Raw genomic sequence first — 14,443 nt, 5'->3', positions numbered from 1 at the left:
ATGGCCCGGGCCCGCTTCCACACTCTCGCCGTCGAGAGCGTGCGTCCGCTCACCGACGACGCGGTCGAGGTGACGTTCACCGTCCCCGCCGCCCTGGCGGACGATTACGACCACCTCCCGGGGCAGTACGTCGCCCTGCGCACCACGCTCGACGGCACCGAGGTGCGCCGCTCGTACTCGCTGTGCCGCGCCCCCGAGAAGCGCACGGGCGGCCGGGACACCCGCCTCAGTGTGGCCGTCAAGCGCGACGAGGGCGGACTGTTCTCGACCTGGGCGCAGACCGGCCTGCAGCCGGGGTTCGAGATCGACGTCATGAGCCCCCAGGGCACGTTCACCTCGGCCCTGCCCGACCTCGACCGCCGCCACGTCGTCGGTATCGCGGCCGGCTCCGGCATCACGCCCCTCATGGCGCTCGCGCACACCGTGCTCTCGCAGTCCGACACCGCGCGCTTCACGCTCCTGTACACGAACCGCTCGACGCTCGACGTGATGTTCCTCGAGGACCTCGCCGACCTCAAGGACCGCTACCCCACCCGGCTCACGCTTCATCACGTGCTGTCGCGCGAGCAGCGCACGGCTCCCGTGCTGTCGGGCCGCCTCGACGAGGAGAAGCTGCGCACGATCCTGCGGATGCTGATCGACCCGGCCGACGTCGACGAGTGGTTCCTGTGCGGCCCCCTCGCACTCGTCGACCTGTGCCGCGAGGCGCTCGCCGACGTGGGCGTCGGGCGCGAGCACATCCGCTTCGAGCTCTTCACGACCGGCGACGAGCCCGCGCGCGCCGCTCGCCCCGTCGAGGTGCGGGCGGGTGAGCGCACCGTGCGGATCGAGGTGAACCTCGACGGCGTCTCCTCGACGGTCGAGAGCCCCGTCGACGCGCACGAGTCGGTGCTCAACGCCGCCCTGCGGGTGCGCCCCGACGCGCCGTTCGCGTGCGCGGGCGGCGTGTGCGGCACGTGTCGCGCCCGCGTCATCGAGGGCAGCGTCACGATGACCGAGAACTACGCGCTGGAGCCCGACGAGCTCGAGCGCGGTTACGTCCTGACCTGTCAGTCCCACCCGACGAGCGACCGCCTCGTGGTCGACTACGACGTCTGAGAAGGAGCGAGACGTGATCGATCTCACGATCCACGACGACGTCGCGACCGTCGTGCTGGACGCCCCCGCGAAGCTGAACGCCCTCGACGAGCAGGCGCTGCACGACCTCGGCCGGGCCTATGACGAGGCCGACGCCGCAGGGGTGCGCGCTCTCGTGCTGCGCGGCGAGGGGCGCGCGTTCTGCGCCGGCCGCGACATCTCGGGCGTCGACCCGCGCGACGACGACGTGATGGGCTACCTGGGCGGACTCGTGACGCCGCTCCTGCAGCGCATGGCGCGCTTCCCCGCGCCGACGTTCGCGGTCGCGCACGGCGCCTGCCTGGGCGTCGGCCTCGGGCTGCTCATCGCGACGGACGTCGTGTACGTCGCGGAGTCCGCGAAGATCGGCTCGCCGTTCGCCGCTCTGGGCGCGACGCTCGACTCGGGCGGGCACTCGTACTTCGTCGATCGGCTCGGTCCGCATCGCACGCTCGACCTCGTCTACACCGGACGCCTCATGACGGGTTCGGAGGCGGTCGCGGCCGGACTCTTCTCGCGAGTGTTCGCCGACGACGAGGTGGCGCAGGCGACGACGGATGCCGCGACCGCGGCCGCCCGCGGCGCCACGGCGGCGTTCCTCGCGAGCAAGCAGCTCGTGGCCCGCATCCGCGATGAGCGGCTCGCGCTGTGGGAGTCGGTCGAGGCCGAGAACGCCGCGCAGGCCGCGCTGTGCGACACGGACGACTATCGCGAGGGGTTCGCGGCCTTCCAGGAGAAGCGCCGTCCGGAGTTCCGCGGACGCTGACCCGACGGGTCGCTCCCCGGAGACCGCAAGGGGCTGGTCGGATGTCGGATGTCCGGGGCAGACTGCATCCATGATGATCGCCGACGTCGTCGCCGCGACCGACACGGTCGCCGCGACGTCCTCCCGCCTCGCGAAGATCGACGCGCTCGCGCAGCTGCTCTCGCGGGCGGACGCCGTCGACATCCCCGTCCTCGTGGGGCTGCTGCTCGCGAGCCCTCGACAGGGACGACTCGGGGTCGGATGGCGCGGGCTCACGTCGCTCGAGGTGTCGCATGCAGACACCTCCGCGATCGTCCTCGCCGAGGTGGATGCCGCGTTCGACGCGCTCGTCGCCACGACCGGCTCGGGTTCGGCGGCGGCGCGCACCGGGGTGCTGACGGCTCTCGCGTTGCGCGCGACCGTCGCCGAGTGGGACTTCCTGACCCGGGCGATGCTCGGCGAGCTGCGCACCGGCGCCCTCGCTGGCGTGCTGGTCGACGCGATCGCGAAGGCCTCCGACCGCCCGGTGGCAGCCGTCCGTCGCGCCGCGATGCTCTCGGGCGACCTGGGTGAGACCGCCGTGGTCGCGCTCACCGGCACGGAGGAAGAGCTCGACGCGATCGGCCTCGCGGTCGGGCGCCCCGTGCTGCCCATGCTCGCGGGTACCGCCGCCACTCCCACGGCCGCCCTCGAGACCACGGGTCGCGCCTCGGTCGAGTACAAGCTCGACGGCGCGCGCATCCAGGTGCACCGGCACGGCGACGAGGTGGGCGTCTACACCCGCAGCCTCGCCGACATCACGCACCGCGTGCCGGAGATCGTCGAGATCGTGCGCGGCCTCCCGGTGCGCGACGTGATCCTCGACGGCGAGACGCTGGCGCTCGACGAAGACGGAGGGCCTCGTCCGTTCCAGGAGACGATGTCGCGGTTCGGCGCCGATGTGAGCCGCGATCTCGCGCTTCGTCCCTGGTTCTTCGACATCCTCCATGTCGACGGTCGCGACCTGATCGACGATCCCCTGTCGGTGCGGCTGGCCGAGCTCGAGCGCGTCGCTGACGAGTGGCGGATGCCGGGGGTCGTGACCGACGACGCCGAGGCCGCCGAGCAGCTGTCGCGCGAGGCTCTCGCCGCCGGGCATGAAGGCGTGCTCGTGAAGGGCATCGACTCGACCTACACGGCCGGCCGCCGCGGGAAGTCCTGGATCAAGGTCAAGCCGGTGCTCACCTACGACCTCGTCGTCCTGGCCGCCGAGTGGGGCTCTGGGCGTCGGCAGGGCTGGCTGTCGAATCTCCACCTCGGTGCGCGCGACCCCGACGGCGAGTTCGGCGAACGGGGCGGCCTCGTGATGGTCGGCAAGACCTTCAAGGGACTCACCGACGATCTGCTGCGCTGGCAGACCGAGCAGTTCCCCGCGTTCGAGTCACGGCGCACCCAGAGCACGGTGTTCCTCGAGCCTCGGTTCGTCGTGGAGATCGCGATCGACGGCGTGCAGAAGTCGCCGCGCTACCCCGGCGGTCTGGCGCTGAGGTTCGCCCGCGTCAAGGCGTACCGCGAGGACAAGACGCCCGCCGACGCCGACACGATCCAGACGCTCCGGGCGCTGCTGCGCGGCTGACCCGGCGGCACGGCACGATCAGGCCGTGGGCGGCAGCCCGAGGTCCTCCTCGCGGACCGTGCCCTGGAACGACCACGGGAAGTTGATCCAGAGGTCCGTGTCCTTCCAGGCGTAGTCCGGCTGGATGATGGTCGAGGGCTTGGTGTAGATCGTGACCGAGCGCACATCGGCGCCCTTGTCCTTCAGCAGCTGCACGGCGAGTGCGAGCGTGCGGCCGGAGTCCGCGACGTCGTCGACGAGGAGCACCCGGCGACCGTCGAGGTAGGCCATGTCGAGTTCGGGCGGCAGCACCTCGGGGGCGTCGAGCACCGTGCCGATGCCCGTGTAGAACTCGACGTTGATCGCGCCGCAGTTCTTCGCACCGAGACCGTAGGCGATCGCGCCGGCCGGCAGCAGCCCGCCGCGGGCGATCGCCACGACGACCTCGGGCTCGAAGCCGCTCTCGAGGATCGCGCGCGCGAGGTCGCGCGTCGCCGAACCGAAACCGTCCCAGGTGAGCGTCTCGCGCTCGATCGTGTCATCCGTCACCGCTCCATTGTCCCGCACCGCGGCACCGCATCCGTCACCGTCCCGAGCGGTAGGATCGACTGGTCCGGCACGACAGCCGGTGCTTGAAAAAGAGGCACGAAGCCCCGCGAGGACGCGGCGGCGAGACACATACGGAAGATCACCCTCCGTCCCTGTCTCGAAAGGCAACCGCATGTCCACCGTGTCCGCGCACGTCGCACTCACCCTCGCTCAGCACATCGACGCCGTCTTCGGCGTGATGGGCAACGGAAACGCCTACTTCCTCGACGCGATCGAGACGCAGACGGATGCCGTCTTCACCGCCGTCCGCCACGAGCAGGGGGCCGTCGTCGCCGCCGATGCTCACTTCCGCGCCTCGGGTCGCATCGCCGCGGGCACCTCGACCTACGGCGCCGGCTTCACGAACACGCTCACCGCTCTCGCAGAGGCCGTGCAGGCTCACGTGCCGCTCGTCCTCGTGGTGGGCGACGAGCCGACCTCGGGGCCACGCCCCTGGGATGTCGACCAGATCGCCCTCGCCTCGGCCGTCGGCGCCCGCACCTATACGGTCGGGCGCGCGGACGCCGCGGCGACGACCGTGATCGCGATCGAGCACGCCCTGACCTATCGTGTCCCGGTCGTGCTGGCGATCCCCTACGACGTCGCGTCGCTCGAGGCCGGCCCGGTCGCCGAGGCGCCGGACCCCCGCATCCCCGCACCGCTCGCCCCGCGCGGAGCGTTCGCCGAGGGGATGCTCGACGAGATCGCCGCGGCGCTCCGGTCCGCCGAGCGCCCGTTCCTCCTCGCCGGACGCGGCGCCTGGCTCGGCGGGGCGGGAACGGCCCTCGGCGAGCTCGCCGGCCTCACGGGGGCGCTCACCGCGTCGTCCGCGCTCGGTCGCGGGGTCTTCCCCGCCGCGCAGTTCGACCTCGGCGTGACGGGCGGTTTCGGTGCCGACGGCGCCATGGAGCTCGTGCGCGAGGCCGACGTCGCCGTGGTGTTCGGCGCCTCGCTCAACCAGTTCACGATGCGCTTCGGTGAGCTCTTCGCCCCCGGCACCCGTGTGTTCCAGGTCGACATCGCCCCGGCGGCGACCCACCCGCACGTGGGCGGTTTCGTGCGCGCGGACGCCCGTCTCGCGGCGGAGGGGCTCGTGTCCCGGCTGCGGGAGAACGGGGAGAACGCCAGCCCGTGGCGCGAGAGCGTCGACGTGGCGGCTGCCCGGACGTACGAGGCTGGTGACGACCTCGCCCCGGACGGCCGCCTCGACCCCCGCTCGGCCGCGCGCCGCCTGGGCGACCTGCTCCCCGAAGACCGCGTCGTCGTCTCGGACGGCGGCCATTTCATCGGCTGGGCGAACATGTACTGGCCGGTCGCGGCGCCGGACCGCATGATGATGGTCGGCACCGCGTTCCAGTCGATCGGACAGGGGTGGCCGAGCGTCGTGGGCGCGGCCCTCGCCCGCCGCGACTCCACGATCGTGCTGACCTCGGGCGACGGCGGCGGACTCATGGCGATCGCCGACCTCGAGTCCGCTGTGCGCGCGGCGGCCGGACGCGGCATCGCCGTGATCTGGAACGACGCGGCCTACGGCGCCGAGGTCAACCTCTACGGGCTCAAGGGGCTCGCGGAGGCGCCCATGCGGATTCCCGAGGTGGACTTCGCGGCGTTCGGCGCGGCCGTCGGCGCGGAGGGCGTCGTCGTGCGGACCCTCGACGACCTCGAACGGGTCGCGACCTGGGCACAGGAGGATGCCGCGACACGGCGCTTCCTCCTGCTCGACCTGCGCATCTCGGGCGACGTGATCGCGCCGTACCAGCAGGAGATCATCCGCGTGAACTCGTGATCGGGGCGGGTGGACGAGCGGGCCACTTCCGGCCAGTGGCTCGCCGCCCGGTCGCTAGGCTCACGTCATGACCCCCGCTCCGGACGTCCTGCGCTACAGCGCTTTCGCCGCGACCTCCGACGGCGGCAACCCCGCGGGCGTCGTGCTCGACGGAGGCGGGCTCTCGGACGAGCGGATGCAGGAGATCGCCGCGGAGGTCGGCTTCTCCGAGACCGCGTTCCTGGTGGGCCGGGCGGCGGATGCCGCCGTCGCGCGCTACCGCGTGCGCTACTGGTCGCCCGCGGCCGAGGTTCCGTTCTGCGGGCACGCGACCGTCGCGACGGCCGTCGCCCTGGCGGAGCGGGACGGCACCGGAGTCGTCGTGTTCGACACGAACGCCGGCCCCGTGACCCTGCGCTCGACGGTGTCCGGCGACGGAGCGGTCAGCGTCTCGTTCACGAGCGTCGAGCCCGAGGTCCGCGCGATCGACGATGCCGTGCTCGACCGCTTGCTCGCGCTGATCGGCGTCGGCCGCGACGAGCTCGATCCGCGGTTCCCCGCGGCGGAGGCGTTCGCAGGGAACCGGCACCCCGTCGTGACGATCGCCGACCGGGAGCTCTTCGACCAGTTCCGCTTCGCGCCCTCCGAGGTCGCCGCGTTGATGCGCGAGCAGGGGTGGTTCGGGACCGCCACGATCCTGCACATCCCGGGCGACGGCGACGACGTCGACGCACGCAACCTCTTCCCCGTCGGCCGCATCACCGAGGACCCGGCGACCGGCTCGGCCGCGGCCTCCACGGGCGCCTACCTCCGCGAGCACGGCTTCGCAGGGCGCACCATCCGCATCCACCAGGGCGCTCACGTCCGTCGCCCGAGTCTGCTCACGGTCACCATCCCCGAGGCCGGCGGCATCGAGGTGTCCGGCGGGGCGTTCCGCATCGAGTGATGCGCTCCGATCGCAATTCCTTCGGCCATGCGCAACTTCTGCGGCCACGGCGAGCGCTCATGGCCGCAGAAGTTGACGCTTACCGCAGAAGGTGACGAGCAGCGCCCGCTCTCAGGACTGCGCGCTGTAGTCCGGGAGCTCCTGCAGGGTCCAGGTGTTGCCGTCGGGGTCGTCGAACCACACGAAGCGGCCCCAGCCGAGGTCTTCCACGCCGCGGGCCTCCACGCCGACGGCCGTCAGCTGCGCCTTCGCCTCCTCGGCGTTGGGGACGACGACCTGGATCGTCTTCTGCTGTCCGGGCTCGAGCGGGATGTCGAGTCCAGTGCCGAACGCGATCGAGCAGGCGGAGCCCGGGGGCGTCATCTGGACGAAGCGCAGACCCTCGTAGGGCACCTGATCGTGGTCGGGGTTGAAGCCGATCTTCGTGTAGAACTCCTTCGAGCGGTCGACATCGGTCACCGGCACGAAGATGAGCTCGATCTTCCAGGACATGGTCACACCCTCCTGGCGGGCGTCGGCGCCCGCACGGCACTCACGGTACGCCGGACCACCGACATCGCACCAGAGTCGGGCATGCCCGGCGGACCGGACCATCAGACCGCCGGCAGCAGCGCCCCCGCGACGAAGTCCTCGAGCTCGTCGACCGCGTCGAGCGGCAGGACCGCCGCCACGTACTGGTCCGGCCGCACCACGACCACCACGCCGTCGCGCGACAGCTCCCGCGCGGCGAAGATGTCCGTGTCCGTCCACTTCGACGGCCCGGCGGCGTAGACCTTCTCCCAGTCGGTGAGCCCGAGCGGACCGGTCTTCGGCTGGAACAGCGCCGGGGCGGTCGTGACCTCGAGCCCCTCATACGGCTGCTGGTACACGGCCTTCACGTCGAACACGGCGTCCGCGTCGGCATCCGCGGGCGTGAACCGCGCGAAGACGGGAGCCGCCGCCGACGCCCAGGCGGCGAGCGCCGAGCCGTCGCGGTCTCCGAAGGCGTACACGCGCCAGCGTCCGTCGGCCTTCGCATGGTGGCCCAGATGCACGACGTTGCCGTCGCCCACGCGCACCACCTCGGCGGACTTGAACCGCTTGCCGATCGGGAATCCGGCAGCGAGGTCCTGGTGCGCGTCCGTGCCGGTGATCATCGACGCCGTGTACTGGGTCATGAATCCCGAGGGGAACTCCGCCGTCGCGAGGTAGTACGTCGCGAGCTCGCCGGGATCGGTGATCTCGGAGGGCTTGCGCGCCATGAGGGTCGACCACTCGCGGTCGAAGTCGATCAGCTGCTGGGCGACCGGCCGCCGCTCGGCCCCGTACGTCGCGAGCAGCGCCTCGGGCGCCCGGCCGGTCAGCACCGACCCGAGCTTCCAGCCGAGGTTGAAGCCGTCCTGCATCGACACGTTCATGCCCTGCCCGGCCTTGGCGCTGTGGGTGTGGCAGGCGTCGCCCGTGAGGAACACCCGCGGCATGCGTCCGGAGTCGTCCGCCACGTCGTCGAAGCCGTCGGTGACGCGATGGCCGACCTCGTACACGCTGTGCCAGGCGACCTGCTTCACGTCGATCGAGTACGGGTGCAGGATCGCGTTGGCCTTGCGGATGACCTCCTCGATCGGGGTCTGCCGCACGCGGTGGTCGTCGTCGGCCGCGACCTCGCCGAGGTCGATGTACATGCGGCTGAGGTATCCGCCCTCGCGGGGGATGTGCAGGATGTTCCCGGCCTCGGAGTTGATCGCGCATTTGGTGCGCCAGTCCGGGAAGTCCGTGTTCACGAGCACGTCCATGACGCCCCAGGCGTGTGCCGCGCTCGCCCCGACGTGAATCCGGCCGATCGCCTGACGCACCCCGCTGCGCGCGCCGTCGCATCCGGCGACGTACTTCGCGCGGATGGTCCGCTCCTCGCCCGCGCGCTCCCCCGCGACGTATCGCACGCCCACCTCGACCGGGTACTCGCCGTCGTCGTGCACCGTGAGCCCGGTGAACTCGACGCCGTAGTCCGGAGCGATGCGGCCGGGGCCGTGCGCGGCCGCCTCCGCGAAGTAGTCGAGCACACGCGCCTGGTTCACGATGAGGTGCGGGAACTCGCAGATGTCGTACGCGTAGTCCGCTGTGCGCGAGGTCCGGATGATCTCGTCGGGCTGCTCGGGGTTCGGGCCCCAGAAGTTCATCCAGCCGATGTTGTACGCCTCGGCGACGATGCGCTCCGCGAACCCGAACGCCTGGAAGGTCTCGACGCTGCGCGGCTGGATGCCGTCGGCCTGCCCGAGCACCAGACGTCCGTCGCGCCTCTCGATGATGCGCGTCGTCACCCCCGGGTACTGCGACATCTGCGCGGCGAGCAGCATGCCGGCGGGGCCGGAGCCCACGATCAGCACGTCGACCTCATCGGGGAGGTCGTCTGCTCGCTCGGCGACCTGCGCGGGGAGCACCCGCGGGTCTCCCGACACGTAGCCGTGGTGGTGGAACTGCATCGTCGTCGATCCCTTCCGGATGTGACTATTCTCTCGCGGGCGGCGAGGGCGGGGCTCAGGCGCGGGCGAGGCCGTGGATCGGGCTCACGGACTGCTCCGCCTCGTGGTCCGGGCCGAGCGGGATGCCCGAGCGGTCGCGCAGCAGCAGCGTCGCGATGAGTCCGAGCACGGTCATCCCCGCGAGGTACCAGGTGACGGCCTGCGTCGATCCGGTCGACTGCACGATCGCGGTCGCGATGGTCGGGGCGAACGCGCCGCCCGCGATCGCGCCGATCGCATAGGAGATCGAGACACCCGAGAAGCGGATGCTGGCCGGGAAGAGCTCCGTGTACAGCGCCGCCTGCGGGCCGTAGGTGAAGCCGAGGCCGATCGTGAGGATCGCGAGACCCGCGAACAGGAGGCCGATCTCGCCCGTGTTGACGAGAGGGAACAGCGTGAACACGCCCACGAGCTGCATCGCCCAGCCGATGATGTACGTCGTGCGGCGTCCGATGCGGTCGGACACCCAGCCTGCCAGCAGCGTCGTCAGCAGCCAGGTGACCGCGGATCCGGCGACCGCCCACAGCACGGGGCCGCGCTCGAGTCCGATGGGACCCTCGGGGTTCGTGGCGTACCCCTGGATGTATCCGCCCGTCGTCATGTACCCGACGGCGTTGTTGCCCGCGAACACGAACGCGGCGATGATCACGAGGAGCAGGTGCTTCTTGAACAGCTGCACGATCGGCATCCGCGCGCGCTCCTTGCGCTCGGCGAGCTCGGCGAAGACGGGACTCTCCTCGACGCGGCGACGCACGTAGTAGCCGACGAGGATCAGGACGACGCTGAGCAGGAACGGCACGCGCCAGCCCCAGGCGAGGAACTGGTCGCCGGGGGCGATCGCGGTCATGAGGGCCATGACGCCCGACGCGAGCAGCAGCCCGAGCGGGACGCCGATCTGCGGCGAGGCTCCGAAGATGCCGCGCTTGGTGCGCGGGGCGTGCTCGACGGCCATCAGCACCGCCCCGCCCCACTCGCCGCCGGCGGAGATGCCCTGGATGATGCGCAGCAGCACGAGCAGCACCGGCGCGGTGATCCCGATGGTCTGGTACGTCGGCAGGATGCCGATGAGTGCGGTCGCTGCGCCCATGAGGATCAGGGTCCACATGAGCACGGTCTTGCGGCCGAGCTTGTCGCCGTAGTGGCCGGCGAGGAACGCTCCGAGCGGTCGGAACAGGAAGCTCACGCCGACCGTGGCGAAGGCGATCAGCGCGCTGTTGGCGCCGAGCGGCTCGAAGTACAGCTGGCCGAACACGAGGCCGACGGCGGTGGCGTAGATGAAGAAGTCGTACCACTCGACGGTGGTCCCGACGACGGTGGCGAAGACGACGCGGCGGCGATCGGTCGCGGAGGCGATGGTGCCGGTGGGGGTGAACCCCGCCTGTGGCTGCCCGCTCATGGGTATCTCCTTTGATGGTGACGGCACTGTCACGGCATCCGCTCTTCGGGGTTTCGAGGAGTGCTTGCCGGGGTGGACACGATGATATACGATTTCGAATACGACGCACAAGCGTCCTTTACGACACCGCAGACGAGCGCGAGGAGGCGCCCCGTGACGGCACCCATGACCCGCCCCGGCAAGATCATCGCGATCCACCTGAGCTACGCCTCCCGGGCCGACCAGCGCGGACGACGTCCCGCCGCGCCCTCCTACTTCTTCAAGCCGGCCAGCTCCCTCGGCGTGTCCGGCGGCACGGTCGAGCGCCCCGTCGGCACCGAGCTCCTCGCCTTCGAGGGGGAGATCGCGCTCGTGATCGGCACCCCCGCGCGACGCGTCGCACTCGCCGACGCCTGGGAGCACGTCGCCGCCGTGACCGCCTCGAACGACCTGGGGCTCTACGACCTGCGCGCGAACGACAAGGGCTCGAACGTCCGCTCCAAGGGCGGCGACGGGTACACGCCGGTCGGCCCCGAGCTGATCGACGCCCGCGCGGTCGACCCCGCAGCCCTCCGCGTGCGCGCCTGGGTCAACGGCGAGCTCCGCCAGGACGACACGACGGCCGGCCTCATCTTCCCGCTCGCCCAGCTGGTCGCGGATCTGTCGCAGCACTTCACGCTGGAGACGGGCGACGTGATCCTCACCGGAACGCCGGCGGGCTCCTCGGTGATCTCCCCCGGCGACGTCGTCGAGATCGAGGTCGACGCGCCGGATGCTCCCGGAGCCCCCACCTCCGGTCGCCTCGTGACCACGGTGACGCAGGGCGAGGTGCCCTTCGACCCCGAGGTCGGCTCGCTCCCCGCGGTCGACGACCTCCAGCGCACCGAGGCCTGGGGATCCCGCGAGGAGGCGGGACTGGCCGCACCTGAGCCGGCCCTCTCCCCCGCGCTCCGCGCCAAGCTGCGGGAGGCGCCCACCGCCGGCCTGTCGGCGCAGCTGCGCAAGCGCGGACACCACGGATGCTTCGTCGACGGCGTCGCCGCGAACATCCCCGGCGTGAAGGTCGTCGGCACGGCCAGGACTCTGCGGTTCGTGCCGTTCCGTGAAGACCTGTTCGCATCGCACGGCGGCGGCTACAACGCCCAGAAGCGCGTGTTCGACACGGTCGGCGAGGGCGAGGTCATCGTGATCGAGGCCCGCGGCGACGCGACGAGCGGCACCCTGGGAGACGTCATGGCTCTACGTGCGCAGACGCTCGGCGCGGCCGGGGTCGTCACCGACGGCGGTGTGCGCGACTACGACGCCGTCGCGGCGCTCGGCTTCCCCGTGTTCTCGCAGGGGGCGCACCCGTCCGTGCTCGGCCGCCGTCACGTCCCGTGGGAGGTCGACGTGACGATCGCCTGCGGCGGCGCCACCGTGCAGCCGGGCGACATCGTCGTGGGCGACGGCGACGGCGTGATCGTCATCCCGCCGGCCCTCGCCGAGGAGGTCGCCGACGCGGCGATCGCCCAGGAGCACGAGGACGCCTGGGTCGCCGAGCAGGTCGCCGCGGGGCATCCGGTCGACGGGCTCTTCCCGATGAACGCCGAGTGGCGCGCGCGATACGAGGCCCGCTCGTGAGCACGACGGCGACGAGCAAGTCCGAGGTCGCGTACGAGTGGATCCGCTCCCGCATCACGGGTCATATGTTCAGCCCCGGCTACCGACTGGTCCTCGGCTCGATCGCCGACGACCTGCAGATGAGCGTGGTGCCGGTGCGCGAGGCCATCCGCCGACTCGAGGCAGAGGGTCTCGTGACCTTCGAGCGCAACGTCGGCGCCCGCGTGACCCTCGTCGACGAGAGCGAGTACGCCCACACCATGCAGACGCTCGGGATCGTGGAGGGATCCGCGACCGCGCTCTCCGCTCCGCTGCTCGACGACGCGGCGCTCGACGAGGCCACGCGCATCAACGACCGCATGGCGCGGATGCTCGACCACCTCGACGCGCACGCCTTCACCGAGCTGAACCGGCAGTTCCACTCGGTGCTGTTCGAGCCGTGTCCGAACCCGCATCTGCTCGACCTCGTGCACCGCGGCTGGTCGCGTCTGTCCGGCATCCGCGACTCGACCTTCGCGTCCGTGCCCGGGCGCGCACAGCATTCCGTCGAGGAGCACTCGCAGATCATCGAACTCATCCGCATCGGCGCCGATCCGCTCGAGATCGAGCTCGCCGCCCGCAACCACCGCTGGCGCACGAGGGACGCGTTCCTCGACGCCCTGCACACCCGCACTCACCAGACCGGAGGGCTCTCATGACCGATTCCCGCATCCCCGCAGACCTGCCCGACCACATCCGCCACTACATCGACGGCGCGTTCGTCGACTCGGTCGACGGCGACACGTTCGACGTGCTCGACCCGGTCACGAACGAGACCTACACCACGGCGTCTGCGGGCAAGAAGGCCGACATCGACCTCGCGGTCGCCGCCGCGAAGCGCGCCTTCCACGAGGGACCGTGGCCGCGGATGCTGCCCCGCGAGCGCTCGCACGTGCTGCACCGGATCGCCGACATCGTCGAGTCGCGCGACGCCCGCCTCGCGGAGCTCGAGTCGTACGACTCCGGTCTGCCCATCACGCAGGCGCTGGGCCAGGCCCGCCGCGCCGCCGAGAACTTCCGTTTCTTCGCCGACCTCATCGTGGCGCAGGCAGACGACGCCTTCAAGGTGCCCGGCAAGCAGATGAACTACGTGAACCGCAAGCCGATCGGCGTCGCGGGGCTCATCACGCCGTGGAACACCCCGTTCATGCTCGAGTCGTGGAAGCTCGGTCCCGCGCTGGCGACGGGCAACACCGTCGTGCTCAAGCCCGCCGAGTTCACGCCGCTCTCCGCCTCGCTGTGGGCCGGGATCTTCGAGGAGGCAGGGCTCCCGCAGGGCGTGTTCAACCTCGTCAACGGCCTGGGCGAGGACGCCGGAGACGCCCTCGTGAAGCATCCGGACGTTCCGCTCATCTCGTTCACGGGCGAGAGCCGCACGGGGCAGATCATCTTCGGCAACGCCGCTCCCTTCCTCAAGGGACTGTCGATGGAGCTCGGCGGCAAGTCGCCCGCCGTCGTGTTCGCCGACGCCGACATCGAGGCGGCCGTGGACGCCACGATCTTCGGGGTGTTCTCCCTCAACGGCGAGCGCTGCACGGCGGGCTCCCGCATCCTCGTCGAGCGGTCGATCTACGAGGAGTTCGTGGAGCGGTACGCGGCGCAGGCACAGCGCGTGAAGGTCGGCTACCCGCACGACCCCGCCACCGAGGTGGGGGCGCTCGTGCACCCCGAGCACTACGAGAAGGTCATGTCGTACGTCGAGATCGGCAAGACCGAGGGACGACTGGTCGCCGGCGGCGGCCGCCCCGACGGGTTCGACGAGGGCAATTTCGTCGCTCCGACGGTGTTCGCCGACGTCTCCCCCGACGCGCGGATCTTCCAGGAGGAGATCTTCGGGCCGGTGGTCGCGATCACGCCGTTCGACTCCGACGAGGAGGCGCTGGCCCTCGCGAACGACACGAAGTACGGTCTCGCGGCGTACATCTGGACCAACGACCTGAAGCGCGCGCACAACTTCTCGCAGGCGGTCGAGGCCGGCATGGTGTGGCTGAACAGCAACAACGTGCGCGACCTGCGCACCCCGTTCGGCGGCGTCAAGGCCTCGGGTCTCGGTCACGAGGGCGGCTACCGCTCGATCGACTTCTACACCGACCAGCAGAGCGTGCACATCACGCTCGGCGGCGCGCACAACCCCACCTTCGGCAAGAACTGACCAGAGAACCACAGCAAGGACGCTGA

General features: G+C 71.1%; 12 protein-coding genes. 8 read left to right on the top strand and 4 right to left on the bottom strand.

All coding sequences use genetic code 11. From position 1 onward, the window contains the following. From paaE to ACIPY8_RS06050, 3 genes are all read left to right on the top strand, one after another. A complete protein-coding gene (gene paaE, locus ACIPY8_RS06060; RefSeq protein WP_400816088.1) occupies positions 1-1,098 on the top strand; it encodes a 1,2-phenylacetyl-CoA epoxidase subunit PaaE in 1,098 nt (365 codons plus the stop codon). A gap of 13 nt (positions 1,099-1,111) precedes the next feature. Continuing rightward, complete coding sequence (locus tag ACIPY8_RS06055; protein WP_400816087.1) at positions 1,112-1,882, top strand: enoyl-CoA hydratase/isomerase family protein; 771 nt, start codon at positions 1,112-1,114, stop codon at positions 1,880-1,882. A 70-nt stretch (positions 1,883-1,952) separates the two neighbouring features. Further along, positions 1,953-3,476 carry an ATP-dependent DNA ligase gene (locus tag ACIPY8_RS06050; protein WP_400816085.1) on the top strand — a complete coding sequence of 508 codons (1,524 nt, stop codon included), beginning with the start codon at positions 1,953-1,955 and terminating at the stop codon, positions 3,474-3,476. A gap of 18 nt (positions 3,477-3,494) precedes the next feature. On the opposite strand, the gene ACIPY8_RS06045 is transcribed toward ACIPY8_RS06050, so the two are convergent. Continuing rightward, positions 3,495-4,004 (bottom strand): phosphoribosyltransferase, encoded by a 510-nt coding sequence (locus tag ACIPY8_RS06045; protein WP_400816083.1) that lies wholly within the window; start codon positions 4,002-4,004, stop codon positions 3,495-3,497. A 172-nt stretch (positions 4,005-4,176) separates the two neighbouring features. On the opposite strand from ACIPY8_RS06045, the gene ACIPY8_RS06040 reads away from it, so the two are divergent. Both ACIPY8_RS06040 and ACIPY8_RS06035 read left to right on the top strand, forming a co-directional pair. Next, on the top strand, positions 4,177-5,829 hold the full coding sequence (locus ACIPY8_RS06040) for a thiamine pyrophosphate-binding protein (RefSeq protein WP_400816082.1): 1,653 nt from the start codon (positions 4,177-4,179) through the stop codon (positions 5,827-5,829). A 67-nt stretch (positions 5,830-5,896) separates the two neighbouring features. Further along, positions 5,897-6,754, top strand: a complete 858-nt coding sequence (locus ACIPY8_RS06035; RefSeq protein WP_400816080.1) for a PhzF family phenazine biosynthesis protein — start codon at positions 5,897-5,899, stop codon at positions 6,752-6,754. Between the two features lie 111 nt (positions 6,755-6,865). On the opposite strand, the gene ACIPY8_RS06030 is transcribed toward ACIPY8_RS06035, so the two are convergent. The 3 genes from ACIPY8_RS06030 to ACIPY8_RS06020 form a co-directional block, all read right to left on the bottom strand. After that, positions 6,866-7,246, bottom strand: a complete 381-nt coding sequence (locus ACIPY8_RS06030; RefSeq protein WP_400816078.1) for a VOC family protein — start codon at positions 7,244-7,246, stop codon at positions 6,866-6,868. A 101-nt stretch (positions 7,247-7,347) separates the two neighbouring features. Beyond that, positions 7,348-9,213, bottom strand: coding sequence for an FAD-dependent monooxygenase (locus ACIPY8_RS06025; protein WP_400816076.1), 1,866 nt, complete (start codon positions 9,211-9,213; stop codon positions 7,348-7,350). A gap of 55 nt (positions 9,214-9,268) precedes the next feature. After that, the gene (locus tag ACIPY8_RS06020) at positions 9,269-10,648 is read right to left on the bottom strand and encodes an MFS transporter (protein ID WP_400816074.1); all 1,380 of its coding nucleotides are present in this window, start codon (positions 10,646-10,648) and stop codon (positions 9,269-9,271) included. Between the two features lie 165 nt (positions 10,649-10,813). On the opposite strand from ACIPY8_RS06020, the gene ACIPY8_RS06015 reads away from it, so the two are divergent. Genes ACIPY8_RS06015 through hpaE form a run of 3 tightly spaced genes read left to right on the top strand, consistent with a single transcriptional unit; the run spans position 10,814 to position 14,417 of the window. Then, positions 10,814-12,247 (top strand): fumarylacetoacetate hydrolase family protein, encoded by a 1,434-nt coding sequence (locus tag ACIPY8_RS06015; RefSeq protein ID WP_400817655.1) that lies wholly within the window; start codon positions 10,814-10,816, stop codon positions 12,245-12,247. Continuing rightward, positions 12,244-12,924, top strand: coding sequence for a GntR family transcriptional regulator (locus tag ACIPY8_RS06010; RefSeq protein ID WP_400816072.1), 681 nt, complete (start codon positions 12,244-12,246; stop codon positions 12,922-12,924). The genes ACIPY8_RS06015 and ACIPY8_RS06010 overlap by 4 nt, the downstream gene beginning before the upstream one ends. Next, entirely contained in the window at positions 12,921-14,417 is a 1,497-nt protein-coding gene (gene hpaE, locus ACIPY8_RS06005; protein WP_400816069.1) for a 5-carboxymethyl-2-hydroxymuconate semialdehyde dehydrogenase, read from the top strand. The genes ACIPY8_RS06010 and hpaE overlap by 4 nt, the downstream gene beginning before the upstream one ends. The last annotated feature ends 26 nt before the right edge of the window (positions 14,418-14,443 follow it).

The organism is Microbacterium sp. NPDC089696, assembly GCF_044749125.1.
Taxonomy (GTDB): domain Bacteria; phylum Actinomycetota; class Actinomycetes; order Actinomycetales; family Microbacteriaceae; genus Microbacterium.
This window is presented reverse-complemented; position numbering and strand designations above follow the sequence as displayed.

Excerpts from the sequence above, each read along its gene's own strand:
- ACIPY8_RS06025 (WP_400816076.1), bottom strand. The coding sequence starts at position 9,213 with ATGCAGTTCCACCACCACGGCTACGTGTCGGGAGACCCGCGGGTGCTC.
- ACIPY8_RS06015 (WP_400817655.1), top strand. The coding sequence starts at position 10,814 with ATGACCCGCCCCGGCAAGATCATCGCGATCCACCTGAGCTACGCCTCC.
- ACIPY8_RS06050 (WP_400816085.1), top strand. The coding sequence starts at position 1,953 with ATGATGATCGCCGACGTCGTCGCCGCGACCGACACGGTCGCCGCGACG.
- paaE (WP_400816088.1), top strand. The coding sequence starts at position 1 with ATGGCCCGGGCCCGCTTCCACACTCTCGCCGTCGAGAGCGTGCGTCCG.
- ACIPY8_RS06030 (WP_400816078.1), bottom strand. The coding sequence starts at position 7,246 with ATGTCCTGGAAGATCGAGCTCATCTTCGTGCCGGTGACCGATGTCGAC.
- hpaE (WP_400816069.1), top strand. The coding sequence starts at position 12,921 with ATGACCGATTCCCGCATCCCCGCAGACCTGCCCGACCACATCCGCCAC.
- ACIPY8_RS06040 (WP_400816082.1), top strand. The coding sequence starts at position 4,177 with ATGTCCACCGTGTCCGCGCACGTCGCACTCACCCTCGCTCAGCACATC.
- ACIPY8_RS06020 (WP_400816074.1), bottom strand. The coding sequence starts at position 10,648 with ATGAGCGGGCAGCCACAGGCGGGGTTCACCCCCACCGGCACCATCGCC.
- ACIPY8_RS06035 (WP_400816080.1), top strand. The coding sequence starts at position 5,897 with ATGACCCCCGCTCCGGACGTCCTGCGCTACAGCGCTTTCGCCGCGACC.